The sequence below is a fragment of the Kitasatospora phosalacinea genome, from assembly GCF_030268885.1.
Classification (GTDB): domain Bacteria; phylum Actinomycetota; class Actinomycetes; order Streptomycetales; family Streptomycetaceae; genus Kitasatospora; species Kitasatospora phosalacinea_C.
Window position 1 is genome coordinate 1 of record NZ_BSSA01000026.1, and the last position, 25154, is coordinate 25154.

Below are 25154 nucleotides of genomic sequence, written 5' to 3' on the forward strand. Positions count from 1 at the left end.
GGCCGCGTGCGTGATGGCCTGCTGATGAGCCGACAAATCCCAAACAGGACAGCCCGAGGCGTCAGTCAGGGGGCGGGTCAGGCTCATCAGCAGAACCACCAGTCACATCATCACTGTCAGGGGGTGAGCGTGGGGGCGAACAGCCGGTGCATCGCCTCCGGGAGGTCGTCGGGGTGGTCGACCGGGCGGTGGAAGTCGAAGCGGGCGTCCAGGGTGCGGCTGCCGAGGAGCAGGCGCACGCGCAGGCCGCGGCGGTCGAGGGCGACCGGGCGGACCGCGTGCAGGCGGTCGGGGGTGGGGCGGTGGTGGTCCAGGGCCCTCGCGCCCAGCAGCAGGAGCTGGTCGGCGTGGGCGGCGGCCAGGTGCTGGAGCAGGCCGGCCTCCTCGGCGGCGACCGGGTCGGGGGCCGCGGCGGCCGTCTCGTCGGGGTCGACGCAGCACTCGGAGCCCCACAGGTCGTCCAGCGCCAGGTGCTCGGGGGCCAGCCGGAGCAGCACGCCGCCGCCGTGGTCGTGGTGGGGGAACAGCGCGGCGGCGCTCTCGCCGGGGAGCGGGTGAGCAGGCCGCGGACCAGGAGGCGGCCGCGGACGCGGTGGGGGACGGCGACGGGGGCGACGTCCACGCAGTCGAGTTCGGCGGTGAGCGGGGTGCGGGCGAGGGCGGTGATCCGGTGCAGGGCCGACTCGCGGCCGACCAGGACCGCCACCGAGCCGTCGGGCCGCAGCGCGCGGGCGACCTGCGGGGGCAAGCCGGGGCGGGCGGTGAGGTCGGCGCCCCGGACGTCCAGGACCGCGGAGGAGGCGTGCTCCAGCAGGGTGCGGGCGCGTTCGGCGGCGGACGGGCGGCGGGCGGGCTGGGGCAGCACGGGGAGCCTCCTTTTGATTAGGTGAGGCTAACCTAACTATGAAGGGGGTCGGAGTCCAGCGGCCGGTGCGGTCAGTCGCCGACCCGCTCGGGCGGGGCGCCCAGCATCCGCAGCACCAGCTGGCCGTACCGCCGCCCCAGCTCCTCCGGGGACTCGCTGCTGCGCTCGGTGTACCAGCGCGAGACGTCGATGCCGAGCGAGGTGACGGCGCGGGCCGCGGTGCGCTGGTCGGGGACGCGGAACAGGCCCCGGGCGACCCCGTCCGCGATGATCCGCAGCACCGTCTCCTCGATCCGGATCCGCAGCTCGGCGACGGCCGCGAAGTCCTCCTCGGGCAGGGCGTGCAGCTCGTGGTTGACGATCCGGCCGACGGTGTGGCCGCGGGCGTGCCAGGTGGTGAAGGACTCCGCGAGGGCGCGCATCCGCTCCACCGGGTCCGTTCCGGCGGCCTCGGCGCGCTCGACCAGCTCCAGGGTGGCCCGGTGGCCGGTGCGGGAGATCTCGGCGAGCAGCGCCGCCTTCGACGGGTAGTGGATGTACAGCGCGGCCGGGCTCATCCCGGCGGCGGTGGCGATGTCCCGGGTGGTGGTGGCGTGGTAGCCGCGGCGGGCGAAGGAGTCCACGGCGGCCAGCAGCAGCCGCCGGGCGGCCTCGGTGCGCTCCCCGGGCCAGAGGTCGGCGGTCGCTGGGTCGGTCATGGGGCAATCCTCCCAGACGGCTCCGGCCCGCCCCGGCGGGTCGGGCTGTTGACAGTGTCGCCCGCCGCCAAGATGCTAAGCAAGCGCTTAGTCACATCCGCTCGGAGAGGTGCGAGGTACGAGGATGGCAGTGTCGTTCGAGGGCAAGGTGGCCGTGGTCACCGGCGCGAGCCGGGGCATCGGGTTCGGCATCGCCCGGGAGCTGGTCCGGCGCGGGGCGAAGGTCTGCCTCACCGCCCGCACCGCGGAGACCCTGGAGCAGGCCGCGAAGGAGCTGGGCGGGCCGGAGCACGCGATCGCCGTCGCCGGGAAGTCCGACGACGCCGCGCACCAGGAGGAGACCGTCGCCCGCGTCATGGACGCCTACGGCCGCCTCGACCTGCTGGTCAACAACACCGGCATCAACCCGGTCTACGGCCCGGTCCTGGACACCGACCCGGCCGCCGCCGCCAAGATCCTCGCCGTCAACGTGCTCGCCCCGCTGGCCTGGACCCGCCGCGCCCACGCCGCCTGGATGGCCGAGCACGGCGGCGCCGTGGTCAACGTCGCCTCCATCGCGGGCATCCGGGCCTCCAACGGCATCGGCATGTACGGCGTCTCCAAGGCCGCGCTGATCCGCCTCACCACGGAACTCGCCTCCGAGCTCGGCCCCGGCGTCCGGGTCAACGCGGTGGCCCCCGCCGTGGTCAAGACCAAGTTCGCCGAGGCCCTCTACGAGGGCCGCGAGGAGAAGGTGGCCCGCGCCTACCCCCTCGGCCGCCTCGGCCTGCCCGAGGACGTCGCCGGGGCCGTCGCCTTCCTGCTCTCCGAGGACGCCGCCTGGATCACCGGCCAGACCCTGGTCGTCGACGGCGGCGTCACCCTCGGCGGCGGGCTGTGAGCGACCTCCGCGCCGCCCCCGCGGGTGCGGGCTTCGTCGGGGTCGGCGCCGTGGTCACCGGGGCCGGGCGCGGCATCGGCGCCGCCCTCGCCCGCGCGCTGGCCGCCGCCGGGGCCCGGGTGGTGGTCAACGACCTGGACGCCGACGCGGCCCGCGCCGTCGCCGCCGAGACCGGCGGGCACGCCGTCCCCGGCGACGCCGCGGGCGAGGACGGCGTCGCCGCCCTGGTCGCCGCGGCCCGCGACCACCTCGGCGCGATCGACCTCTACTGCGCCAACGCGGGCGTCGCCACCACCGGCGGCCCCGACGCCGCACCCGAGGCCTGGGAACTGGCCTGGCAGGTCAACGTCCTCGCCCACGTCCGGGCCAGCCGCCTGCTGCTGCCCGACTGGCTGGAGCGCGGCACCGGCCGCTACCTGGCCACCGTCTCCGCCGCCGGGCTGCTCACCATGCTCGGCTCCGCCCCGTACGCCGTCACCAAGCACGGCGCCCTCGCGTACGCCGAGTGGCTCGCCGCCACCTACCGGCACCGCGGCCTGAAGGTGCACGCGCTGTGCCCGCAGGGCGTGCGGACCCGGATGCTCGACGGCACCGGCGTCCACGGGGACGTGCTGCTCGCCCCCACCGCGATCGAGCCCGCCGCGGCCGCGGCCGCCGCCCTGCGCGGGATGGCCGCCGACGAGTTCCTGATCCTCCCGCACCCCGAGACCGCCGGGCAGTACGCGGCCCGCGCCACCACCCCCGACCGCTGGCTGCGCGGCATGAACCGCCTCCAGCAGGAGATCGAGAGCCGATGAGAGCCTGGCGGATCACCCGAACCGGCGCCCCGCTGGACGTGATGGAACTCGTCCCGGACGCCGACCTGCCCGTCCCCGGACCGGGCCAGCTCCTGGTCCGGGTCCGGGCCGCGGCCGTGAACTTCCCCGACGCGCTGATGGCCGCCGGGCAGTACCAGGTCCGTCCGCCGCTGCCGTTCACGCCCGGCGTGGAGCTCTGCGGCGAGGTCGTCGAGGGCCCGCGGGCCGGTCAACGCCTGATCGGCACCGCGGAGTTGCCCGCCGGGGCGTTCGCCGAGCACGCCCTGATGAACGCCGCCACCGCGCTGCCCGCCCCCGGCCACCTGGACGACGCCGAGGCCGCCGGCTTCCACATCGCCTACCAGACGGCCTGGTTCGCCCTGCACCGGCGCGCCCGCCTCGCCCCCGGCGAGACCCTGCTGGTGCACGCCGCGGCCGGGGGCGTCGGCAGCGCCGCCGTCCAACTGGGCAAGGCCGCCGGGGCGTTCGTCATCGCCGTGGTCGGCGGACCGGAGAAAGCCGCAGTCGCGGCCGGGTTGGGCGCGGACGTGGTGGTCGACCGGCGCGCCGGGGACTTCGTCGCCGCCGTCAAGGAGGCCACCGGCGGCCGCGGCGCCGACGTGGTCTTCGACCCGGTCGGCGGCCCCGCCTTCACCGGCTCCACCAGGTGCGTCGCCTTCGAGGGCCGGATCGTCGTGGTCGGCTTCGCCTCCGGGGAGATCCCCGCCCCGCCGCTGGGCCACGCGCTGGTGAAGAACTACTCGCTGCTCGGCCTGCACTGGGGCCTCTACGTCACCCGCGACCCCGCCGCCGTCCGGGCCTGCCACGCGGCCCTCACCGCCCTCGCCCCCCGCCCCCTGGTCTCCGCCCGCCTCCCCCTGGAGGCGGCCGCCACCGCCGTCCACGACCTCGCCGCCGGGACCACCACCGGCCGCCTCGCGATCGTCCCCTGACCCGCCGGGGCGGGGGGAGACCCCCGCCCCGGCCCCCTCAGCGGTACTTGCGCAGCTCGCGACGGGCGAGCGAGCGCTTGTGGACCTCGTCGGGGCCGTCGGCGAGGCGCAGGGTCCGGTTGCCGGCCCAGAGCTGGGCGAGGGGGGTGTCCTGGCTGACGCCCGCGGCCCCGTGGGCCTGGACGGCCTTGTCGAGGATCCACTCGACGGTGGACGGGACGGCGATCTTGATCGCCTGGATCTCGGTGTGGGCGCCGCGGTTGCCGACGGTGTCCATCAGCCAGGCGGTCTTCAGGACGAGCAGGCGGGCCTGTTCGATCCGGACCCGCGCCTCGGCGATCCAGTCCTGCACGACGCCCTGGTCGGCGAGCGGACGGCCGAACGCCACCCGGGAGTTGACCCGGCGGCAGGTCAGTTCGAGGGCGCGTTCGGCGATGCCCAGGGCGCGCATGCAGTGGTGGATGCGGCCGGGGCCGAGGCGGGCCTGGGCGATGGCGAAGCCGCCGCCCTCCTCGCCGACCAGGTTCGCGACGGGGACGCGGACGTCCTCGAAGAGGATCTCGGCGTGGCCGCCGTGGTCCTCGTCCGGGTAGCCGAACACCTGCATGCCGCGCAGCACCCGGACGCCCGGGGTGTCGCGCGGGACGAGGACCATCGACTGCTGGCGGTGGGGCTCGGCGGCGGGGTCGGTCTTGCCCATCACGACCAGGACCTTGCAGTCGGGGTTCATCGCGCCGGTGATGTACCACTTGCGGCCGTTGACGACGTACTCGTCGCCGTCGCGCTCGATCCGGGTGGTGATGTTGGTGGCGTCCGAGGAGGCGACGTCCGGCTCGGTCATCGCGAAGGCGGAGCGGATCTCGCCGTCGAGCAGCGGCCGCAGCCAGCGTTCGCGCTGGGCCGGAGTGCCGAACTGGGCGAGCAGCTCCATGTTCCCGGTGTCGGGCGCCGCGCAGTTGAGCGCGGGCGGCGCCAACAGGATGGAGCGGCCGGTGAGTTCGGCCAGCGGCGCGTACTGCAGGTTGGTCAGCCCGGCGCCGAACTCGCCCGGGAAGAAGAGGTTCCACAGGCCGCGGGCCTTCGCCGCGGCCCGCAACTCGCCGACCACCGGCGGGACCGACCACGGTTCGCGGTCCGGGTCGGCGAGCTGGTCGGCCAGCACCGGTTCGGCGGGGTAGACGAACTCGTCCATGAAGGAGGTGAGTTCGGCGATCAGCTCGGTGGTCCGGGCGTCGTGGGAGAAGTCCATGGGGTCAGCCCTCCAGCGATTCGGTGCCGAACTCGACGAACAGCGGCACGAGTTCGCCCACCCGGTCGAAGCCCGGGCCGACGGTGCCGCCCCGGGTGTAGCGGTAGTGGATGCCCTCCAGCACGACCGCGAGCTTGAAGGAGGCGAAGGCGACGTACCAGCCGAGGCCGGAGACGTCCCGGCCGGAGGCCTGCGCGTAGTGGCGGACGAGTTCGGCGGGGGACGGGAAGCCGGGGGCGAGGGCGGCGCCGGGGAGCAACCCGTCGAAGCGGCGGGCGAGTTCGGTGTACATCACCAGCAGGCCGAGGTCGGTGAGCGGGTCGCCGACGGTGGACATCTCCCAGTCCAGGACGGCGGTGATCCGGTCCTCGGCGTCGACCAGGACGTTGTCCAGCCGGTAGTCGCCGTGCACCAGGGCGGGCGCGGGGGAGGACGGCAGGGTGTCGGCGAGGCGGCGGTGCAGGTCGTCCGCGCCCGGCACCTCGCGGCTCCGCGAGGCGTCCAACTGCTTGGCCCAGCGGCGCAGTTGGCGCTCCAGGAAACCCTCGGGACGGCCGAAGCCGGCCAGACCGACCGCGTCCGGGTCCAGGGCGTGCAGGGCGACCAGGGTCTCCACCAGGCGCCCGCCCAGGGCGTGCACCCGCTCTTCGCCGAGCGCGGCCAGCGCCTTCGCGTCCCGGTGGGCGGTGCCCGGGACGTGCTCCATCAGGTAGAACGGCGCGCCGATCACGTCGGTGTCCTCGACCAGCAGCACCGGCCGCGGCACCGGTACGGCGGTGCCCGTCAGGGCGCCCAGCACCCGGTACTCGCGGCCCATGTCGTGCGCGGTGGCCAGCACGTGCCCGAGCGGCGGACGGCGCAGCACCCAGCGGGCGGCGCCGTCCTCGACCAGGTAGGTCAGGTTCGACCGGCCGCCCTCGAACAACCGGGCCGTCAGCGGCCCGGCGACGGGGGTCGGCAGGGCGGCGTCCAGGTGGGCGCGCAGCCTCTCCAGGTCCAGTCCGGGCGGAGCGGCGGTGGTCATCGGTGCACCTCGCAGGGGTCGGGGCGTGCTGACTAAGCGCTTGCTTAGGATCGGCCCGACGGGAGGACTTGTCAACGAGCGCCGCCCGCCCGGAACGGCGTCCCGGGCGGGCGGGCGGTCGGGCGGGCGACCGGTCGGTTCGGCGTCGGCTCAGAACCCGGGCGCCGCGTACCCGTTCAGGAACCACAGCGCAGCCGTCCACCACAGCACCCCCACCGCGCAGAACAGCGCCCCGCCCGCCGCCGGCAGCACCCACCCGCGCAGCCCGCCGTGCCGCACCAGCAGCACCTTCGCCGCGAACGCCCCGTACAGGAAGCAGCCCGCCGCCGAGTGCAGGCCCACCCGGACGTCCGTGAAGCGCACCCCGTACGCCAGCAGGCAGTGCTGGGCGATCGGCAGCGACAGCGCGAACGCCAGCCAGCCGCCCACCCGGTGCGCCGTCCGCACCGGGCGGGCCGCCGGGCCCCGCCGGTACATCGCCAGCGCCAGCACCACCTGCAGCAGCGCCAGGGCGAACAGCGCCGAACCCAGCCAGGACTTCAGCCGCAGCGCGTCCTCGCCGGACGCCCCGAACAGGCTCCGCCCCGGGTCCGGCACGTGCACCCGCCCGAACCACAGCAGCCCCAGCGCGAGCGCCACCGGCGCGAGCGCCGCCAGCAGCGTCGGCAGCCGACCGGCGACCGACCCGCCCGGACGGCGGCCGGGCGCCACCTCAGTGCTCCTGCGAGCCGTCGTCGGCCGCGGCGCCGGAGCCGGAGCCCGAACCGTCGGCCGGGGCCTCCTCCGCCGGGGCCTGGGCGGGCGCCTGGGCCGGGGGCACCTCGACCGGGGCCTGGGCGGGCTGTTGGGCGGCGGGCTCGGGCGTCTGGGCGGGCGTCTGGGCGGGCTGCTGGGCGGGCGGTTGGGTTGCCGGAGCGTTCGGGTCGGCGGCGTTCGGGTCCGCGGCCGGGGCATCCGGGGACGCGCTCGCGCCCGCCGAAGCACCGGCCGAGGCACCGGCCGAAGCGCCGGCCGAGGCGCCCGCGCCCGGCACCGCGCCGCCCGCCCCGCGCAGCGTCGCGATGTCGACGCCCACCGGGTCGCCCAGCGAGGTCACCGCGTAGAAGGTGCCGTGCGGGTCGGCCACCGTGTGCCCGGTGGCCTCGCCCGGGCCGTGGTCACCCGCGTAGCGGTACAGCGGGTGGCCCTTGTACAGCACCTGCGCCGTCCCGTCCGGCAGCGCCGCCGCGCCCAGCAGCCCGTCGTCCACGCTGGGCCCGGCCAGCGGGAAGCCGGGGGTGGTGACCGGCGGCCAGGACTTCGCGCACTCGTCCAGGCAGCTCGCGTGCACCGAGGTGTCGGCGCCGTACAGGTACAGGGTGCGGCCCTGCGCGTCCACCAGGACCGGGCCCAGGCTGCCCACGCTGGCCAGCGCCACCCGGGTGCCCACCGAGGTCGCGAACGCCGACACCGACGGGCCGGAGCTCGGGGACGGCGAGGCCGCGGACGGGGAGTCGGCGGCGGGCGGGGCGTTCAGGTCGGCGGGCGCCGAGCAGCCCGCGGCGGAGAGCAGGGCGGACAGGGCGGTCAGCGACAGCGCCGCGGCAGCGGCGGCACGACGGGTACGGGGCATCGGGGCTCCAGGGGACGGCGCGGCACTGGAACACCATCCACTCCCGCCGCCCGCCGCCCGGCCACTCCAGAGCCGGGCCGCTCCGCACCAGGGGGGATCCGGTTGCCCCGGAAGGACCACCCGGCACCGGCGGGCGGACACTGGAGGAGCACCGCCCGTCCGAGGGGGCACGCCGATGACCGCCGAGTCCGCGACCACCCAGCCCGCCGCCGCCCGACCCGCGATCCGGGTCGAGGGCCTCGGCAAGCGCTTCAAGGACCTCGTCGCCCTGGACGGCGTCGACTTCGCCGTCCCGCCCGGGACCGTGTTCGGCCTGCTCGGGCCCAACGGCGCGGGCAAGACCACCACGATCCGGATCCTCACCACCATCGTCCGGCCCAGTGCGGGCCGCGCCGAGGTGCTCGGCACCGACGTCGTCGCCCGGCCCGCCGCCGTCCGCCGCCTGATCGGGCTCGCCGGGCAGTACGCCGCCGTCGACCCCAACCTGACCGCCCGGGAGAACCTCCGGCTGATCGGCCGCCTCACCCAGCTGCCCCGCCACCGCCGCGACCCGCGCGCCGCCGACCTGCTGGCCCGCTTCGACCTGGCGGCCGCCGCCGACCGGCCGGTGCGCACCTACTCCGGCGGCATGCGCCGCCGCCTCGACGTCGCGGCCGCGCTCGTCCCCGAACCGCCCGTGCTGTTCCTCGACGAACCCACCACCGGGCTCGATCCGCAGAGCCGCACCGCGCTGTGGGAGCTGATCCGCGAACTCGTCGCCGAGGGCACCACCGTCCTGCTCACCACCCAGTACCTGGAGGAGGCCGACCGGCTCGCCCAGCGCGTCGCCGTCCTCGCCGAGGGCCGGGTGGTCGCCGACGACACCCCGCACAACCTGAAGGCCCGCCTCGGCACCACCGTCCTGGAGCTCGGCATGGGCGAGGACCCGCGGGCCGCCCGCGCCGCCGCCCTGCTCACCGACCGCCTGCGGCAGCGCCCCGAACGCGACGGCGCCCTGCTGCGGCTGCCCAGCCCGGACGGCTCGCTGCTGCTGATGGACGTCCTGCACGCGCTGGAGGCCGAACGGCTCACCCCGCGCACCATCGCCGTCCGCGAGTCCAGCCTCGACGACGTCTACCTCGCCCTCACCGGCCACCGCACCGATGACCGCGCCCCCGACCCCGGCACCACCCTGGAAGGCCCGCCGTCATGACCACCGCCACCCCGCTGGAACAGCCGCGGGAACAGCCGACGGTCGACCGCCTGCTCGCCCCCGTCCGGGACGGGCTGGCCGTCGCCGGGCGCAACCTGATCGCGCTGCGCCGGGTGCCCCGGCTGCTGATCTTCTCCACGGTGCAGCCGATCGTCTTCGTGCTGATGTTCCGCTACGTGTTCGGCGGGGTGGTCGGCGCGGCGCTGCACGGCGTCTCGTACGTCGACTACCTGATGCCCGGCGTGTTCGTGCAGGTCGTCGTGTTCGGCGCGGTCAACACCGCGATCGGCCTGGCCGGCGACCTGCAGACCGGGCTGATGGAGCGCTTCCGCTCGCTGCCGATGGCCCGCTCCGCGGTGCTCTCCGGGCGGACCACCGCCGACCTGGCCCGGAACGTGTTCGTGGTCGCGCTGATGACCGGCGTCGGCTTCCTGGTCGGCTTCCGGATCCACAACGGCGTCCCGGCGTTCCTGGCGGGCGGGCTGCTGGTGCTGGCCTTCGGGTTCGCGATGTCCTGGGTGTTCGCGGTGGTCGGCCTCGCCGTCGGCGACCCGGAGACCGCGACCGCCGCCGCGTTCCCCGTCCTCGCCCCGCTGGTCTTCGCGTCCTCCGCGTTCGTCCCCACCGCGACGATGCCGGGCTGGCTGCAGGTCTTCGCCGACCACCAGCCGGTCACCATCACCGCCGGGGCGGTCCGCACCCTGATGATCGGCGGCCCGCTGGGCACCCAGGTCTGGCAGGCCCTCGCCTGGGACGCGGGCATCGTCGCGGTCTTCGCCCCGCTCGGCGTCTGGCTCTACCGCCGCGCGGTCTAGGCCGCCGGGGGCTCCCACACGGTGCGGTCGCCGCCGCGCCAGGCCACCAGGTCCGGGTCGTCCAGGTCCGGTTCGGCGACGCCCGCGTGCCGGATCAGCTCCACCACGTCCTCGGGCCCGGTCGCCCGGCCCACCGTCCGTCCGTAGATCTCCACCCGCCGGTACGGCCGCTGCCCGCGGGTCGGCGGGCGGACCACGACCGGCGGGTGGAATATGTCTCCGGACTCGCTCATGCCTCCAGTGTCCCGCGCCCCGCGCGCAACGGCCCGTCGATCTCACCCTCGGTGCCCGCCCCGACGCGTATCGTGGTCGTCCGTGCGCGCCACTCGACCCGTCACCGCCCCCGGCGGGGTGCCGCTGCTGGGGCACCTGCCCGCGCTGCTCACCCGGCCGCTGGCCTTCCTCGACACGCTGCCCGACTGCGGCGACCCGGTGCGGGTGCGGGTCGGGCCACGGGAGATGTACGTGGTCAGCGAGCCGGAGCTGGTGCAGCGGGTGCTGGCCGACCGGGTGGCGTTCGACCGGACGGGGCCGCTGTACGCGAAGATCCGGGCGTTCCTCGGCAACGGGCTGGCCTCCTGCCCGCACGCCGACCACCGCAGGCTCCGCCGGATCGTGCAGCCCGCCTTCCACCGCGCGCTGCTGCCGCACTACGCCGCGGCGATGACGGAGAAGGCCGCGGCGCTCACCGCCGGGTGGCGGGCCGGGCAGGTCGTCGACGTCACCCGCGAGGCGTTCCGGCTCACCACCGCCGTCGCCGTGCGCACCCTGTTCTCGGCCGGGCTGCCGCCGCGGGCCGCGGAGGAACTGCGCGCCGCCCTGGACGTGCTGCTGCGCGGGCTCTACCTGCGGGTGGTGCTGCCCGCGGCCGACCTGCTGCCCACCCCGGCGCGGCGCGGCTACCGGCGGGCGCTGGCGACCTGGCACGCCGGAGTGGCGGCGATCGTCGCCGACCACCGGGCCCGCGGGATCGACCGCGGCGACGTGCTCGCGCTGCTGCTCGCGGCCCGTGACGAGGACGGCCGGCCGCTCGATGGACGCGAACTCGCCGACCAGGTCGCCACCCTGGTGCTGGCCGGGGCCGAGACCACCTCCTCGGCGCTGGCCTGGTCGCTCCGCCTGGTGGCCGAACACCCGGACGTGGAACGGGCGTTGCACGCCGAACTGGACGCCGGACCGGCCGGGGCCCCGGCCCGCTGGCAGGACCTGCCGCACCTCCCGTACACCGCACGGGTGATCAGCGAGACGCTGCGGCTCTACCCGCCCGCCTGGGCGATCAGCCGCACCACCACCCGGCCCACCGAGCTCGGCGGGGCCCGCCTGCCCGCCGGGGCGCTGGTGGTGTGCTGCCTCTACCTGCTGCAGCGCAGGCCCGAACTCTTCCCCGACCCGCAGCGCTTCGACCCCGACCGGTTCGCGGGGGAGCTGCCGCGGGGCGGCTACCTGCCGTTCGGCTCCGGGGCGACGAAGTGCCTGGGCGACCGCTTCGGGCTGACCGAGGCGGCGCTGGCCCTGGCCACCGTCGCGGGCCGGTGGCGGCTGCGCCCGGCGGGTCCGGGCCCGGTGCGGCCGGTGCCGCGGCTGGTGCTGTCGCCCGGGCCGCAGCCGATGCTGCTGAGCGAACGGGGCGGCGGGCCGAGCAGGTGGAGCGGGCCGGTCAGCGGGCCAGCAGGTTGACCGCGGCGCCGAAGACCGGCGGGAGGGCGGCGGCCAGCGGGACGACGCGCGGGCCCAGCCAGGGGTGGTGGCGGGCGGCGAGCAGGGCGGAGGTCAGCAGGCGGTACGGGCGGGTCGCGCGGTGCCAGGCCCGCTCGTAGGCGGCGGGGCGGTCGGCGGCCAGGCAGCGGACCGCGGCCTCGGCGGAGGCCAGGGCCAGCGCGACGCCCTCGCCGGTCAGGGCGTCCAGGTAGCCCGCCGCGTCGCCGACCAGCAGCACCCGGCCCCGCACCCGGGCGGCCGCCCGCTGCCGCAGCGGGCCCGCGCCCCGCACCGGACCGGCCTGCGCACCGTCCAGGCGTGCCGACAGGGCCGGGAAGGCGTCGAGTTGGCGGTCGAACGGGAGCCGCTCGCTGCCCAGCACCGCCACCCCGACCGTCCCGTCCGCGACCGGCGTGACGTACGCCTCCGCGCGCCGCGACCAGTAGACCTCGACCAGGTCGCTCCACGGCTCCACCGCGAAGTGCCGCCGCTGCCCGTACCGGGCCGGGAGCCGCGCCGGGGCGGGCCGGTGCAGGCCGAGGGCGCGGCGGACGGGGGAGTGCAGGCCGTCCGCCGCGACCAGGTGGCGGGCGGTCAGCCCGGCGGCGGTGACGGCGTGCCGGGTCAGCTGCAGGCCGTCGGCGCGGGCGGTCAGGCGGCGGACGCCGAGCTCCTCGGCGCGGGCGGCCAGCGCGGCGTGCAGGGCGGTGCGGCGCACGCCCAGGCCGTGGCCGGAGCGGAACCGGGCCTCGGCGGTGCGGGCGCCGTCCGCGGACAGGTAGCGGACGCCCGCGAACGGGCGTCCCTCGACCTCGACGCCCAGCCGCTCCAGGGCCCGCACCGCGCCCGGCATCAGTCCCTCCCCGCAGGCCTTGTCGATCGGCGTCGCCCGCGGCTCCAGCACCGTCGCGGACAGGCCCGCCCGGGCGGCGTGGATCGCGGCGGCCAGCCCGGCCGGACCGCCGCCCACCACCAGCAGGTCGATCACGCCGGCACCCGGCAGCGCAGCAGCGCGGCGTCCTCGCAGCGCAGCCGGGTGGCCAGCAGCCAGGCGTCCAGCGCCGTGAAGCACAGTGCGGTCACCCAGGCGGTGTGCACCAGCGGTAGCGCGAGGCCCTCCACCACCACCGCCAGGTAGTTGGGGTGCCGCAGCCACCGGTACGGCCCGCCGACCACCAGCGGCAGGCCCGGCACCACGATCACCCGGGTGTTCCAGCGCGGCCCCAGCGTCCGGATGCACCACCAGCGCAGCCCCTGCGCGCCCAGCGCCAGCGCCAGCATCGGCCAGCCCAGCGCCGGGACGAACGGCCTTGCCGCGTAGTGGACTTCGAGCAGGCAGCCGAGCAGCAGCCCGGTGTGCAGCGCCACCATCGCCGGGTAGTGCCCCCGCCCGTGCTCGACCCCGCCCCGGGCCAGGCTCCAGGCGGCGTTGCGGCGGGCGACCAGCAGCTCGGCCAGCCGCTCCAGGGCGACCAGCAGGATCAGGACGGTGTAGGCGGTCATCGGCACCTACCAGCGCAGGAGGACGAGTTCGGATGCGAAACCGGGGCCCAGCGCCAGCACCAGCCCGTACGAGCCGGGCGGCGGCGGGGGGTCGGCCGCCAGCACGTCCCGCAGGATGTGCAGCACCGAGGCCGAGGAGAGGTTGCCGCAGCGCGCCAGCGAGGCCCGGCTCGGGGCCAGCGCGGCGGCGGGCAGGCCGAGTTCGGTCTGCAGGGCGTCCAACACCCGCGGCCCGCCCGGATGGCAGACCCAGGCCGTCAGGTCGCCCGGCTTGAGGTCGTGCGCGGCCAGGAAGGAGGACACCTCCTCGCCGACGAACAGCCGTACCAGCTCCGGGAGTTCGGCCCCCAGCAGGATCCGGAACCCCGAGTCGCCGACCTCCCAGCCGAGCAGCCGCTCGGTGCCCGGGTACAGCCGGCTGCGGGTCGCCACCACCTCCGGGCCGGAGCGGTCGACGCCGTCGCCGACCGCGACCAGCGCGCCCGCGCCGTCCCCGAACAGGGCGGTGGCCAGCAGGTTCGCCGCCGAGGCGTCGGAGCGCTGCAGCGTCAGCGAGCACAGCTCGGTCGCCAGCAGCAGCGCCACCCCGTCCGGGCGGCCCGCCAGCAGGTCGGCCAGGGTCGCCAGGCCCGCCGCGCCGCCCGCGCAGCCCAGGCCGAACAGCGGCAGCCGCCGCACGTCCTCGCGCAGGCCCAACCGGGGCGCCAGCCGGGCCTCCAGCGAGGGCACGGCGATGCCCGTGACGGTGGTGGAGACGATGAAGTCCACGCGCTCGGGCGGGAGTTCGGCCTCCGTCAGGGCTGCGGTGGCGGCCCGCCCGGCGAGTTCGGCCGCCGCCGTCAGCCAGGCGTCGTTGGCGCGGCCGAAGCCGTCCAGCTCCGGGTAGCGCTCCAGCGGGAACGCCAGGTGCCGGAACTCGACGCCCGCGCCCGCCGCGAACCGCTCCGCGAGCGCCCGCGCGGGCCCGTCGCCGCCCGGGCGCAGCGCCGCCACCGCTCCGGTCAACTCCCGCTGCCCGTAGCGGTGGGCCGGGAGCACCCCGTGCACAGCCGCGATCCGCGTCACCGGCCCAGGATAGGGAACAATCCTCCCGAACCGGGCAATTCGCCCGTCCGGGCGCGTCCCGGGGTGGTGACGGAGCGTCAGGAGGGTTCGCCGATCAGGATCGGCCTGCCGTCCGGGCCCATCAGGTAGTACTGCGACCGGTGCGGTCGGGCCGCGGCCGCCGCCCTCGGTGCTGCGCCCGGTTCGCCCACCAGGTAAGGCAGCATCCCGGTCTCCTCCACGTCCGCGGGGTGGCCCTCGGCGTTGAAGCCGAACAGGGCGTGCAGCGCGTCCTCGCCGAGGCTCAGCGGGTGGAACGGCAGCGGGTAGAGCTGGCCGCCCTCGTCCTCCGGCAGCGGCTCGACCGGGTGCTCGCCCGCCCAGTACGGGAGTTCGAACGGCAGCGGGTCGCCGAGGTCCTCGATCACGCCGTCGTCCGGCGTGACGCTCAGCGAGCGGACCAGCCGCCCGTCCTCCCAGAGGGCGAACGCCAGCCAGTCGACCACGCTGTGCATCGCGTGCAGCACCGTCCGGCGGCCCGGGCCGGTCGCGAGCAGGTCGGCCGGGAGCTGCGAGGGCCGGTCGAGCATGAAGCGCCGGTCGCACAGCACGTCCACGCCCGGCCAACTCCCCGCGAACGCCTCGCCCGGCGCCGGGTACACCACCTCGAACAGGGCGCGGGACCGGCCGCCCGGCTCGACCGTCCAGCCCCGGTAGAGCCGGTCCATCAGCGCGCCCGTCCGCTCCCGGTCCGGGGCGGCGCCGACCGCCTGCCGGAGCAGGGCGGGCCCGTCGCCGTCGGCGTGGGCGAGCAGGGCGGTCTTGGCTCCCATGGGCGAACTCCGGAGTGGGGAAGGGGGTTCGGGCTCCCCGCACCCTAGGCGCCGCCACCGTCAGCCGCCGCCACCGTCAGGCGGTCACAGGCGCAGGGTGTTCCAGCCGCGGGTGATCTCCGTGCGGAGGTCCTCCTGCGGGGCGTCGGTGAGCAGGGCCAGCAGGGCCGCGCCGTCGGCGGGGCGGGCGGACGGGTCGGGGGTGAGGGCGCGGGTGACGACGGCGGCCAGCGCCGGGTCGAGGGCGTGCACGGCGGCCAGGGCGGACGGTTCGGGGCCGGTGTCGACGATGCGGCGGATCACGCCGCCGGTGCTGGTCGCCGCGAACGGGCTGGCGCCGTGCGCCGCGCACACCACGCAGCAGGCCCAGGCCCAGACGTCCGCCGCGGTGCCGACCCGCTCCTCGCCGAACTGCTCGGGCGCCATGTAGGTGAGCGTGCCGGGGCCCGCGCCGGTCATGGTCAGGCGGGTGCCGTCGACCAGCGCGGCGATGCCGAAGTCGAGCAGCCGGGGCCCCGCCGAGGTGAGCATGATGTTGGCGGGCTTGAGGTCGCGGTGCACCAGCCCGAGCCGGTGCACGCCCGAGAGCGCCACGGCCAGGGCCAGCGCCAGCGCCCGCAGCGCCTCCGGCGAGCGCACCGGGCCGAGCTCGCGCAGGTGCGCGTCCAGCGGGCGCCCGTCCAGCAGTTCCATCGCCAGGAACGGGCGGCCCGCGTCCACGCCGGTGTCCAGCACCCGGGCGGTGTACGCGCCCGGCACCATCGCCAGCACCTCCGACTCGCGCTGGAAGCGGCGCAGCAGGTCGGGGTCGTCCAGCAGTTCCAGGTTGATCGTCTTCAGCGCCACCTCGGTCGCCGCCCCCTCCCGGCGCGCCAGGTACACGGTGCCCATCCCGCCCGCGCCGATCCGGCCCAGCAGCAGGTAGCCGCCGATGCGGCGCGGCTCGTGCCCGTTCAGCGGCTGGTGCGGCACCCGGGCCGTGGCGGGTGCGGGCGCCGGGGCGCCGTCGGGGACGTACGCGGTGGCCGGGGCGGTCGCGGGCGGGGGCGGGGCGGCCTGCGCGGACGCGGACGGGGCGACCTGCTCGGACGCGGGGGCGGTGAAGAAGGGGTCGGGGCCAGGGGCGGGAACGTACGGGTCCGCCGGGCCCGGGTGCGACGGGACGGCGGCCGGGTCGGCGGGCCCGGTCGGCCCGGTCGGCGCGGGCAGGCGGCGGGCGGAGAGCAGCGCGACCGCCTGGAACACCGCCCCGGCCAGCAGCACGCCCATCGGCAGCACGAGCGCCCCGACGAGTGCGAACAGGCCCAGCCGGAGCAGGTTCTGCCGACGGACCCGCCCGTCCGCGGCCACCGCGGGCGGCATCCCGACGGAGAGCAGCGCACGCCGCGACAGGTGGGCGAACAGCAGCCAGAGCACCAGCAGCAACGCCCCGACGGTCAGCGCGCGGACCGCCGCGTCGGCCGAGCTCAGGCCGAGGGCCCTCGACATGCCCCCGGTGTCCGCGAACGCCACCTGGCTGCGCAGGAGTTCGAAGCCGTAGTGGGGGATGCCGGACATCACGGATTCGAGCCCGGCCGCGAACAGCACGCACGCCACGACCTCGGCCACCACCGGTCCGGTGCCCGGCGCCGCCGCGCCGGACACCGAGGCCGCCGCCCGCTCCCGGGCCGCCTGCTGGGCGCGGCGCAGCAGCGGCAGCGACAGCAGCCGGACGACCAGCGCGAGCAGCACGACCAGCGACAGGTCCACGGCGAGCTCGCCGTAGTCGGCGGACCAGCTCGCGGACTCCGCGGCGAGCACCGAGGCGAGCGGCTGGTCAGCGGCGAGACCGAGGAGCGGCACCGTGGGCTCCTCCTTCCGTGGGCGGCGGGTCCGGGCCGGGGGGAGTATACGGCGGGAAGGGGCGCGCCGGGCGAGCGAACTCCTCTTCCTGCCAAGGATCTTGACGGTTCGTCCAGCTCCTCGGCGGCGATCGGCCGCGCACCGCCTAGCCTGGCGGGATGAGCAGCGCAGCGGTGGTGGACCGGGTCCGGATCGGCGTCCTGCTGCGGGCCTGCCATCCGGCCCCGGCGGCCGCCGTGACCGGACTGGCCGCCGTGATGGCGGTGGCGGCCGGGCGCGGCCCGCTCGGTGCGGCGCTCACCACCGGGGCGGTCGCCGCCGGGCAGTTGTCGATCGGCTGGAGCAACGACCTGGTCGACCGGCGGCGCGACGCGGCGGCCGGGCGGGGCGACAAGCCGCTCGCCGCGGGGGAGTTGACGGCCGGGCGGCTCGCCGCCGCCACCCGCTGGGCGGTGGTCTGCTGCGTGCTGCTCTCGGCGGCCTGCGGGGTGGCCGCGGCGACGGCGCACCTGGTGGCGGTGGGGGCGGGCTGGGCGTACAACCTGCGGCTCAAGGGGACCGCGTGGTCCTGGCTGCCGTACGCGGTGGCGTTCGCGCTGCTGCCCGCGTTCGTGACGCTCGCGCTGCCCGGACGGCCCTGGCCCGCCCCGCAGGTGCTGGGTGCGGGTGCGCTGATCGGGGTCGCCGCGCACTTCGCCAACGTCCTGCCCGACCTGGCCGCGGACCGCGCCGCGGGCGTCCGCGGCCTGCCGCAGCGGCTGGGCCGCCGGGCCTCGGCCGCGACGGCCGTCCTCGCCGCGGGCGCGGCCGCCCTGCTGCTGGCCCCCGGCTGGCCCGTCCTCGTCGTCACCGCCCCGCCCGCCCTCACCGCCCTGCTCGCCCCGCCCCGCAGCCGGGCCCCCTTCCTGGCGGTGATCGCGGCGGCGGGGCTGGCGCTCGCGGTGCTGCTGCTGGGCGGCGGGCTGCGGGGCTGAGCGGGGCGCCGCCGGTGGGTGCAGGCCGGGCGGGGCGCCGGACTACCGTGCGGTCAGGCGCACTTCATGTCGGGGTCGACGAGGGCGAGGCCGCTGACCTGCTCGCCGTCGACGGTGAACTCGTAGGCCCAGCCCGGCTTCCCGTCGACGGGCACGCGGTACCGGCCGTTCGCGGCCAGGGCGAGGCCGTGGGAGTCGTAGGCCTGCTTGAGCTGCGCGAGGGTGGACCCGGCGCCGACGCCCGCGGCCGTCCGCGCGGCGGCCGGAACGGCGAGTTCGCGCAACCCGGCGGCGCCGAAGGAGACCCGGCCCTGCGCCAGGAACGCCCTGTCCCGGTCCTCGCGCAGCTTCATGACGTCGGCCTGGGCCTGGGCCGCGTCCGCGATGACCCTGGTGTCGGCCGCCGCCTGCTGGGCCGACTCCGCCGCGCGCCTGGCGAACTCCAGGGACTCCGCCGCGGAGGCGTTCGGCCGCAGGGACGGCAGCGGGGTCGGCGTGGCGCCGGCCACCTGGTCCGCCTTCGCGTCGAGCTCCTTGAGCTTCGCGTCGGCCGCGGCCTCCGCCGCCATCCGGGAGGCGTCCTGGGCGGGCCGGTCGGTGGCCGACCCCGCGAAGGTGAAGTCGGTGCAGCCGCCGAGCAGCGAGATCGCCGTCGGCTCCAGTGCGCCGCCGGCCAGTGCGGCGTCCTTGCTCATGCCCGGCGTCAGGCCGCGGTAGCCGTTCTCCGTGAGCACGTCGGCCTTCGCCGCGGACGGGCCGCTCCCGCCGTCCGAGGAGCAGGCCGCCGTGCCGGCGGTCAGCACGAGGGCCGTCAGTCCGGCGCAGGCTATCCGGACGGCGCGGGTGCCGGTCGGCAGGGGTCGGGTCACGTTCGTCATCTCTCTCCAGGTGGGGCCCGTCGACGACCGTGCGGTGGCCCGGTGTGCGGTGGCCCGGTGCGCGGCGGCCCGGCCGGGGGTGCGACCGGTGCGGAGGATCGACGGACCGGCCCCCTCGCAGCACGTGCGAGGGGGCGCGGCGGGTCTCGGCGTACCGGCAGGTCATTCGTGCACGGCGCGAGCAACCTAGCAGAAAAGGTGGTCGCGGTCCGCTGGATTGACGGTGCGTGAGGGGCTCCGCCCTGCGCCCCCCGTCGACCTCGTGGACCTGGGGAACCGGGCGCGGTCAGACCGAGAAGCCGCCGTCGACGGGCACCACCGCCCCTGTGACGTACCCGGCCTCGGGCCCGGCCAGGTGGGCGACCACGGCGGCGATCTCGGCGGGCGCGGCGTAGCGGCCGAGCGCGGTGAGGGCGCCGATCGCCGGGGCGTTCGGGCCGTCGGCGGGGTTGGCGTCGGTGTCGGTCGGGCCGGGGTGCACCAGGTTGACGGTGATGCCGCGCGGGCCCAGCTCGCGGGCCAGGCCCTTGGTCAGGCCGACCAGCGCGGTCTTCGTCATCGCGTACAGGGCCAGGCCGGGGAACGGCACCCGGTCGGCGATGTTGCTGCCGATGCCGATGATCCGCCCGCCCTCCGGCAGGTGCGCCGCCGCGGCCCGGGCCAGCACGAACGGGGCGCGGACGTTGATGGCCAGGACGCGGTCGAGCTGCGCCGCGTCGACGTCCTCCAGCGGGCCGGACGGGAAGAGCGCCGCGTTGGCGACCAGCACGTCCAGCCGTCCGAGCGTCTCCACGGTGCGCCGCACCGCCCCGGTCAGCGCCGCCTCGTCCGCGCTGTCGGCCCGGAGCACCAGCGCCCGGCGGCCCAGCCCTTCGATCTTCCGGGCCACCTGCTGGGCTCGCTCGGCGTCCTGGCGGTAGGTCAGGGCGACGTCGGCGCCCTCCTCGGCCAGCCGCAGTGCCACGGCGGCGCCGATGCCCCGGCTGCCGCCGGTCACCAGGGCCACGCGTCCTTCGAATCGGTCGTCGTTCATGCCGTCGAGCTTCGTCCGGCCGGGCAGCGGGCGCTGGCGGCTATCGGTCGGTGCGTTGCGCGGCCCGGAGGGCGGGGAGGGGTCAGCGGCGGAGGAGGGTCAGCGGCGGAGGAGGGTCTCGGCGTCCAGGTCGAGGAGGAGGGCGGCCACGGCGCGGCCGAGCTTCTCGGGTTCGGCGGGGGTGCCGGAGAGGCGGGCCTCGATCTGGTGGGTGCCGCGGGGGGCGGTGACCTGGCCGTGGAGGGTGAGGACGCCGTCGGCGGTGGTGGCGAGGGCGCCGACCGGGACGGAGCAGCCGCCGTGGAGTTCGGCGAGCATCGCGCGTTCGGCGCGCACCTCGGCGTCGGTGCCGGGGTCGCCGGTGCCGGCCAGGAGCTCGCGGGCCGTGGCGTCGTCGGCGCGGACCTGGATGCCGAGGGCGCCCTGGCCGGGGCTGGGCGGGAAGCGGTCCAGCGGGAGGTGCTCGGTGATCTCGGCGGTCCGGCCGAGGCGGTGCAGGCCCGCGGCGGCCAGCACGACCGCGTCCAGGGTGCGCAGCCGGGCCAGCCGGGTGGGGACGTTGCCGCGGATCCGCTCGGGCGCCAGGTCGGGCCGGGCGTACAGGAGTTGGGCGATCCGGCGGGCGGCGGAGGTGCCGATCCGGGCACCGGCGGGGAGGGCGGCGAGGGTGGACCCGCAGAGGGCGTCGCGGACGTCGGCGCGGGGCGGGGGCGGGAGCAGCAGCAGGCCGTCCGGGTCGGCGGTGGGCAGGTCCTTGAGCGAGTGGACGACGACGTCCACCTCGCCGGCGAGCAGGGCGGCGGCCTGCCGTCCGGCGAACGCGGAGCCGCCGCCGCGCTCGGAGACCTCGCGCAGGTCGGACTTCCGGTCGAGGTCGCCGTCCTCCATGATCACCCGGTGCCGGAAGGCGACCTCGGGGAAGCGGGCGCGCAGCGGGGCGAGGAACTCCTTCACCTGGGACCGCGCCAGCTGGCTGGCCCGCGACCCCACCACCAGTTCGACCATCGTCAACTCCCGTCCGTGCGAGCCACCCTGACGGTATGTTAGCGCCGCGCGGACGGTCCGGTTTCCGACGGAATGTCGGGAACCGCGGCGGACGGGCGTTCGAGCCGGAGCAGGCCGGGGACGGCGGCCAGCGAGACGGCGAGCAGCAGCAGCCAGGGCCAGGCCGGGCCGTGCGCGAACAGCAGGGTGAACAGGCCGGGGGAGAGCGCCTGGCCGACGTTCCAGGAGAGCTGGTTGACCGCCAGGTACCGGCCGCGCCGGGCCGGGTGGGCCAGCGCCACGCTCAACTCCTCGCGGCCGGGCGTGCCGACGGTCTCCGCCAGGTTGTACACCAGCACCGCCGCGACCAGCCCGGACAGCACCAGCCACCGCGGGCCGTCGCCGGGCAGCACGGCGAGCAGGCCGAATGCCGCCGCGTTGAGCAGCGCCCCCGCCGCGACGGTCCGGGTCGCCCGGTGGCCCTCCAGCAGGCGGGCGACCGGCCCCTGGGTCAGCACCACCTGCGCGCCGTTGAGCACCAGCAGCGCCCCCGCCAGCGGGGCGCCCAGGTGCAGCGCGGCCGTCACGTGCACGGCCAGCAGGACGCTCAGCACCATCGAGGCCAGCACGAAGGACAGGTTCACCGCCACCATCAGCAGGTAGCGGCGGTCGGCCAGCACCGCCCGGTAGCCGCCGCCCCCGGGCTCCGCGGCCGCCGCGGCGGGCGCCGGGGCGGGCCGCCAGCGGGCCAGCAGCACCGCCGCCGCCAGGTACGACAGCGCGTTCAGCGCCACCAGCAGCCGCAGCCCGCCCGTCCCGCCGTCGCCGACCAGCAGCGCGCCCGCCGCGCCGCCCAGGCCGAGCCCGGCGTTGCGCAGCGTCTGCACCAGGGCGAACCAGCGGGTGCGCTCCCCGGGGGACGGGGCGGCCAGCACCACCAGGCCGGTGCTGGCCGTCCAGTACGCGGCCTGCCCGGCCTGGGCGAGCAGGCAGACCAGCCCGATCGACCAGGGGCGGTCGGCGAGCAGGAAGGCGGCGTGGGCGAGGGCGGAGAGCGCGTTGGCGCAGGCCGCCGTCCGGCGGGCGCCGTACCGGTCGATCAGCGGGCCGACGACGGGCGCGACCGGCAGTGCCAGCAGCCGGGCGGCGGTGACGGCCGCGCCGACGGTGGTCAGCGGCAGGGCGGTGGTGCGGGTGAAGAACACCAGGGTGAAGGCGAGCACCAGTCCGGTGCCCAGGCTGTCGATCAGGTGGGCGCCGATCAGCGGGCGGTGGCGGTCCGCGGAGGCGGGCAGCCCGAGGCGGTCCCGGAGCGGGAGGGGGGTCGCGGTGGTCATGCTCCGAGGCTGCCTGCGATGATCGCTCCCGCCCACGGATTCGACCACGGTCGAATCCTCGCCGCCGCCGCGACCGGGAGGGTCCGTGCTGACCTGGGAGTTCTCCGCGCAGGACCTGGCCCGCACCAGGTTCGCCCGCTCGCCGCTGTGCGAGCTGACCACCAGCGTCGAGGTGCTCAAGGGCCCGGGCCGCCGGGCCGTCCACCTGCCCTGGGTGCGCCGGGCCCGCCGCGAACTCGCGGGCGTGCAGTGGGAGTTGCTCTCCCAGCTGGTGCGGCTGCCGACGGTGTACGTGCCGGACTTCCTCACCCCCGTACCGGCCGACAGCAGCCCGACGCTGGAGCGGCAACTGGCCGAACTGACCGCGCTCGACCCGGCCGCCGTCCGCCGCGACCTGGACCGGATCGGCGGCGAACTGCCGCCGCTGGTGGCCGAGTTGCACGCCGACCCGGAAGCCGGGACGCGGCGGCTGGCGGCCGAGGCGCGGGCGTACTGGCAGGCCGCGATCGCCCCGCACTGGGGGCGGATCGAACGGCTGGCCGAGGGCGAGATCCTGCGCCGGGCCCGCCAGTTGGCCGCGGGCGGCCCGGCCGGGCTGTTCACCGATCTGCACCCGTCGGTCAGTTGGGAGCGCGACCTGCTGCGGATCGGCCACCGGCACCTGGAGGAGCACCGCCGCCTCGACGGGGCGCGCGGACTCGTCCTGGTGCCCACCGTCTTCGCCTGGCCCGGGGTGTTCTCCCAGCTCAACCCGCCCTGGCAGCCCGGCCTGGTCTACCCGCCGCGCGGCGTCGCCACGCTCTGGGAGACCGCCGCACCCGCCCCCGACGGCCTGGCCCGGGTGCTCGGCCGGGCCCGGGCCCGGCTGCTCGCCGAGCTCGACGCCCCCGCCACCACCACCGAACTCGCCGCCCGCACCGGCCTGTCCGCGCCCACCGTCTCGCACCACCTGTCCGCCCTGCACGACGCGGGCCTCGCCGCCCGCCACCGCACCGGCCGCAGCGTGCTCTACCTGCGCACGGCCGCGGCCGAACTGCTCTGCGGGGAAGGCCGGTTCCTCCCGCCGTCCGGGCTCAGCGGGTGAACACCGCGTACGAGAATCCCTCCGCGCGCAGCACCGAGTGCGTCAGCGACACCCCGCGCCCGTGCAGCAGCCGGCCCGGCAGCTCGCGCTCCACCGGCAGGCAGGCGGGCGTGCGCCGCGGGTTGACCACCACCAGGTAGCGCTCGCCCCGCAGGTACGCCAACGGGTAGCCGCTGTGCAGCACTTCGACCGGCGCGTGCGGGCCCAGCCCGGGGTGCGCGCGGCGCAGCGCGATCAACTCCCGCACCTGGTGCAGCAGCGAGGTCTCGTCGGCGCGCTGGGAGGCGACGTCCGGACGGTCGGGGGCGGGGTCCAGCGGAAGGTAGAAGTTCTCGGCGGGCGCGGAGGAGAACCCGGCGTCGGCCGTCGCGTCCCACTGCATCGGGGTGCGCGAACCGGCCCGGTTGTAGTGCGGGCCCAGCACGCTGCCCTCGGTGTCGGGCAGGCCCGGGACGAAGCGCATGCCGATCTCGTCGCCGTAGTAGATCGCCGGGACGGTCGGCCAGGTCAGCTGGAACGCGAACGCCGCCGCCGACTGCTCGCGGGTGCGCGGGCCGCAGACCAGCCGGGAGAAGTCGTGGTTCGCGGTCGGCAGCGCGGCGAAGCCGTGCCCGGCCACGGCCTGCGCGGTGCGCTCCCACTCGGCGAGGAACGGGCGCATCGAGCCGCGCCCCTCGGCGTCGAAGTAGCAGGGCTCCGCCGGCCACTCCTCGTGCACCGTGCCCGCGCCGTTGTTCCACAGCGAGCGCAGCGCCGCGCCGTCGCCGGGGCCGCCGAACTGCAGGAAGAAGTCGCCGTGGAAGCCCATCGGCACCGAGCGGGCCGGGTCGCCCCACTCGGCGAGGAGGACCCGGTCGGGGTGGTGCGCGTCCATCCAGGCCCGCGTCTCGCGCCACAGCCGGCCGGTCTCCACGAAACCGGGGTCGTCCTTGACCAGCGAGGAGGCCATGTCGACCCGGAAACCCGCGACGCCCAGGGCGAACCAGTGCGCCATGATCTCGCGCAGCGCCGCCCGGTTGGCCCGCGGGCCCTCGGCGTCCACCGGCTGCCGCCACGGCTCGGCCGGGTCGGTGCGGGCGTGGCCGAAGTTCAGCGCGGGCTGGAAGTCGAAGAAGTTCGGCTTGTACCAGCCCGGGCGGCTGCCCGGCGAGGCGACGTACCCGGGCGCCGGACGGTCCGCCCACACGTACCGGTGGTCGTCCGGATCGGCGGCGGAGCGGACGAACCACGGGTGCCGGTCCGAGGTGTGGCCCGCCACCAGGTCGAGCAGGACGCGGATGCCGACCCGGCGGGCCGCGTCGGTGAACTTCGCCAGGTCCTCCGGCGTCCCGTAGCGGGGCGCGGTGGTCAGGAAGTCCGCCACGTCGTAGCCCGCGTCGCCGAACGGGGACGCGAAGCACGGGTTCAGCCAGACCGCGTCCACCCCCAGCCACTGCAGGTACTCCAGCCGCTCCGTCAGCCCCGCGAAGTCGCCGATCCCGTCGCCGTTCCCGTCCGCGAAGCTCTGCGGATAGATCTGGTACAGCACCGCGTCACTCGCCCACTCCGTACCCACCACGGCCCCTCTCGCCACGAACCGCCCCGCACACCGCTGTCCCCCAAGCCATGCCCCGCCCCGCCCCCGCGGAACCAACCGGGTCGGGGCGGCCGGTGACGCCGGGTCAGGGCCGCCGTCCGAGGAGTGAGAAGGGGGCAGCGCGGGGCGGGGCGCGGCCGCTAGGGTGCGGGGCATGACCCTGCTGGTGAGCCGCCGCCATGTCGACCATGGCCGTGCCACCACGACGGGTTGTCGCCGCGTCGGCTGACGCGGCCCCTCCGCCCCGCCTCGTGCCGAGGGCCGCTCACGCACTCCCGCCGAG

Annotated in this window: 26 protein-coding genes; 9 read left to right on the forward strand and 17 right to left on the reverse strand. The window is 76.7% G+C overall.

The window, feature by feature from the left end; all coding sequences use genetic code 11:
- Positions 1-116: 116 nt before the first annotated feature.
- Positions 117-497, reverse strand: a complete 381-nt coding sequence (locus QSK52_RS29025; RefSeq protein WP_285739165.1) for a DUF2470 domain-containing protein — start codon at positions 495-497, stop codon at positions 117-119.
- 173 nt (positions 498-670) lie between these two features.
- On the opposite strand from QSK52_RS29025, the gene QSK52_RS29030 reads away from it, so the two are divergent.
- Positions 671-886 carry a hypothetical protein gene (locus QSK52_RS29030; RefSeq protein ID WP_285739166.1) on the forward strand — a complete coding sequence of 72 codons (216 nt, stop codon included), beginning with the start codon at positions 671-673 and terminating at the stop codon, positions 884-886.
- Between the two features lie 50 nt (positions 887-936).
- On the opposite strand, the gene QSK52_RS29035 is transcribed toward QSK52_RS29030, so the two are convergent.
- Complete coding sequence (locus QSK52_RS29035) at positions 937-1563, reverse strand: TetR/AcrR family transcriptional regulator (RefSeq protein WP_285739167.1); 627 nt, start codon at positions 1561-1563, stop codon at positions 937-939.
- Between the two features lie 124 nt (positions 1564-1687).
- Between QSK52_RS29035 and QSK52_RS29040 the strand changes: the two genes are divergently transcribed.
- The 3 genes from QSK52_RS29040 to QSK52_RS29050 are packed head-to-tail and all read left to right on the forward strand — an operon-like array spanning position 1688 to position 4193.
- Positions 1688-2443 (forward strand): SDR family oxidoreductase, encoded by a 756-nt coding sequence (locus tag QSK52_RS29040; protein ID WP_285739168.1) that lies wholly within the window; start codon positions 1688-1690, stop codon positions 2441-2443.
- Entirely contained in the window at positions 2440-3240 is an 801-nt protein-coding gene (locus QSK52_RS29045) for an SDR family oxidoreductase (RefSeq protein ID WP_285739169.1), read from the forward strand. Before QSK52_RS29040 ends, QSK52_RS29045 begins: the two co-directional genes overlap by 4 nt.
- The gene (locus tag QSK52_RS29050; RefSeq protein ID WP_285739170.1) at positions 3237-4193 is read left to right on the forward strand and encodes an NADPH:quinone oxidoreductase family protein; all 957 of its coding nucleotides are present in this window, start codon (positions 3237-3239) and stop codon (positions 4191-4193) included. The genes QSK52_RS29045 and QSK52_RS29050 overlap by 4 nt, the downstream gene beginning before the upstream one ends.
- Before the next feature lie 37 nt (positions 4194-4230).
- Here QSK52_RS29050 and QSK52_RS29055 read toward each other — a convergent pair whose 3' ends face one another.
- The 4 genes from QSK52_RS29055 to QSK52_RS29070 form a co-directional block, all read right to left on the reverse strand.
- Positions 4231-5442 (reverse strand): acyl-CoA dehydrogenase family protein, encoded by a 1212-nt coding sequence (locus tag QSK52_RS29055; protein ID WP_285739171.1) that lies wholly within the window; start codon positions 5440-5442, stop codon positions 4231-4233.
- 4 nt (positions 5443-5446) lie between these two features.
- On the reverse strand, positions 5447-6466 hold the full coding sequence (locus tag QSK52_RS29060) for a phosphotransferase family protein (RefSeq protein ID WP_285739172.1): 1020 nt from the start codon (positions 6464-6466) through the stop codon (positions 5447-5449).
- Positions 6467-6616: 150 nt separating this feature from the next.
- Positions 6617-7177 carry a DUF6529 family protein gene (locus QSK52_RS29065; protein WP_352230321.1) on the reverse strand — a complete coding sequence of 187 codons (561 nt, stop codon included), beginning with the start codon at positions 7175-7177 and terminating at the stop codon, positions 6617-6619.
- 1 nt (position 7178) lies between these two features.
- The gene (locus QSK52_RS29070; RefSeq protein WP_285739173.1) at positions 7179-8078 is read right to left on the reverse strand and encodes a COG4315 family predicted lipoprotein; all 900 of its coding nucleotides are present in this window, start codon (positions 8076-8078) and stop codon (positions 7179-7181) included.
- A 175-nt stretch (positions 8079-8253) separates the two neighbouring features.
- On the opposite strand from QSK52_RS29070, the gene QSK52_RS29075 reads away from it, so the two are divergent.
- On the forward strand, positions 8254-9270 hold the full coding sequence (locus QSK52_RS29075) for an ATP-binding cassette domain-containing protein (protein WP_285739174.1): 1017 nt from the start codon (positions 8254-8256) through the stop codon (positions 9268-9270).
- On the forward strand, positions 9267-10085 hold the full coding sequence (locus QSK52_RS29080) for an ABC transporter permease (RefSeq protein WP_285739175.1): 819 nt from the start codon (positions 9267-9269) through the stop codon (positions 10083-10085). Before QSK52_RS29075 ends, QSK52_RS29080 begins: the two co-directional genes overlap by 4 nt.
- Here the strand turns inward: QSK52_RS29080 and QSK52_RS29085 are convergent.
- Positions 10082-10318 (reverse strand): hypothetical protein, encoded by a 237-nt coding sequence (locus tag QSK52_RS29085; protein ID WP_285739176.1) that lies wholly within the window; start codon positions 10316-10318, stop codon positions 10082-10084. The genes QSK52_RS29080 and QSK52_RS29085 overlap by 4 nt on opposite strands.
- 82 nt (positions 10319-10400) lie before the next feature.
- Here QSK52_RS29085 and QSK52_RS29090 point away from each other — a divergent pair, with 82 nt between their 5' ends.
- Positions 10401-11762: a cytochrome P450 gene (locus QSK52_RS29090; RefSeq protein WP_285739177.1), complete on the forward strand. Its 1362-nt coding sequence runs from the start codon at positions 10401-10403 to the stop codon at positions 11760-11762.
- Here the strand turns inward: QSK52_RS29090 and QSK52_RS29095 are convergent.
- From QSK52_RS29095 to QSK52_RS29115, 5 genes are all read right to left on the reverse strand, one after another.
- The gene (locus tag QSK52_RS29095) at positions 11743-12771 is read right to left on the reverse strand and encodes an NAD(P)/FAD-dependent oxidoreductase (protein ID WP_285739178.1); all 1029 of its coding nucleotides are present in this window, start codon (positions 12769-12771) and stop codon (positions 11743-11745) included. The genes QSK52_RS29090 and QSK52_RS29095 overlap by 20 nt on opposite strands.
- The gene (locus tag QSK52_RS29100; protein WP_285739179.1) at positions 12768-13286 is read right to left on the reverse strand and encodes an isoprenylcysteine carboxyl methyltransferase family protein; all 519 of its coding nucleotides are present in this window, start codon (positions 13284-13286) and stop codon (positions 12768-12770) included. Before QSK52_RS29100 ends, QSK52_RS29095 begins: the two co-directional genes overlap by 4 nt.
- A 6-nt stretch (positions 13287-13292) precedes the next feature.
- Positions 13293-14351 carry a type III polyketide synthase gene (locus QSK52_RS29105; RefSeq protein ID WP_285739180.1) on the reverse strand — a complete coding sequence of 353 codons (1059 nt, stop codon included), beginning with the start codon at positions 14349-14351 and terminating at the stop codon, positions 13293-13295.
- 77 nt (positions 14352-14428) lie between these two features.
- Positions 14429-15163 (reverse strand): DUF6928 family protein, encoded by a 735-nt coding sequence (locus QSK52_RS29110; protein WP_285739181.1) that lies wholly within the window; start codon positions 15161-15163, stop codon positions 14429-14431.
- A gap of 84 nt (positions 15164-15247) precedes the next feature.
- Positions 15248-17005, reverse strand: a complete 1758-nt coding sequence (locus QSK52_RS29115; protein WP_285739182.1) for a serine/threonine-protein kinase — start codon at positions 17003-17005, stop codon at positions 15248-15250.
- Positions 17006-17163: 158 nt separating this feature from the next.
- Here QSK52_RS29115 and QSK52_RS29120 point away from each other — a divergent pair, with 158 nt between their 5' ends.
- A complete protein-coding gene (locus tag QSK52_RS29120; protein WP_285739183.1) occupies positions 17164-17979 on the forward strand; it encodes a UbiA family prenyltransferase in 816 nt (271 codons plus the stop codon).
- Positions 17980-18032: 53 nt separating this feature from the next.
- Here the strand turns inward: QSK52_RS29120 and QSK52_RS29125 are convergent, their stop codons facing one another.
- The 4 genes from QSK52_RS29125 to QSK52_RS29140 form a co-directional block, all read right to left on the reverse strand.
- The gene (locus QSK52_RS29125) at positions 18033-18857 is read right to left on the reverse strand and encodes a hypothetical protein (protein WP_285739184.1); all 825 of its coding nucleotides are present in this window, start codon (positions 18855-18857) and stop codon (positions 18033-18035) included.
- Positions 18858-19143: 286 nt separating this feature from the next.
- Complete coding sequence (locus QSK52_RS29130; protein ID WP_285739185.1) at positions 19144-19890, reverse strand: SDR family NAD(P)-dependent oxidoreductase; 747 nt, start codon at positions 19888-19890, stop codon at positions 19144-19146.
- A 99-nt stretch (positions 19891-19989) separates the two neighbouring features.
- Positions 19990-20895, reverse strand: coding sequence for a hydroxymethylbilane synthase (gene hemC, locus QSK52_RS29135; protein ID WP_285739270.1), 906 nt, complete (start codon positions 20893-20895; stop codon positions 19990-19992).
- A 38-nt stretch (positions 20896-20933) separates the two neighbouring features.
- Positions 20934-22211: an MFS transporter gene (locus tag QSK52_RS29140; RefSeq protein WP_285739186.1), complete on the reverse strand. Its 1278-nt coding sequence runs from the start codon at positions 22209-22211 to the stop codon at positions 20934-20936.
- A gap of 85 nt (positions 22212-22296) precedes the next feature.
- On the opposite strand from QSK52_RS29140, the gene QSK52_RS29145 reads away from it, so the two are divergent.
- Positions 22297-23295 (forward strand): ArsR/SmtB family transcription factor, encoded by a 999-nt coding sequence (locus QSK52_RS29145; protein WP_285739187.1) that lies wholly within the window; start codon positions 22297-22299, stop codon positions 23293-23295.
- On the opposite strand, the gene QSK52_RS29150 is transcribed toward QSK52_RS29145, so the two are convergent.
- Positions 23285-24853 (reverse strand): alpha-amylase family glycosyl hydrolase, encoded by a 1569-nt coding sequence (locus tag QSK52_RS29150; protein ID WP_285739188.1) that lies wholly within the window; start codon positions 24851-24853, stop codon positions 23285-23287. The two genes, QSK52_RS29145 and QSK52_RS29150, sit on opposite strands and share 11 nt — an antisense overlap.
- Positions 24854-25154: the final 301 nt, after the last annotated feature.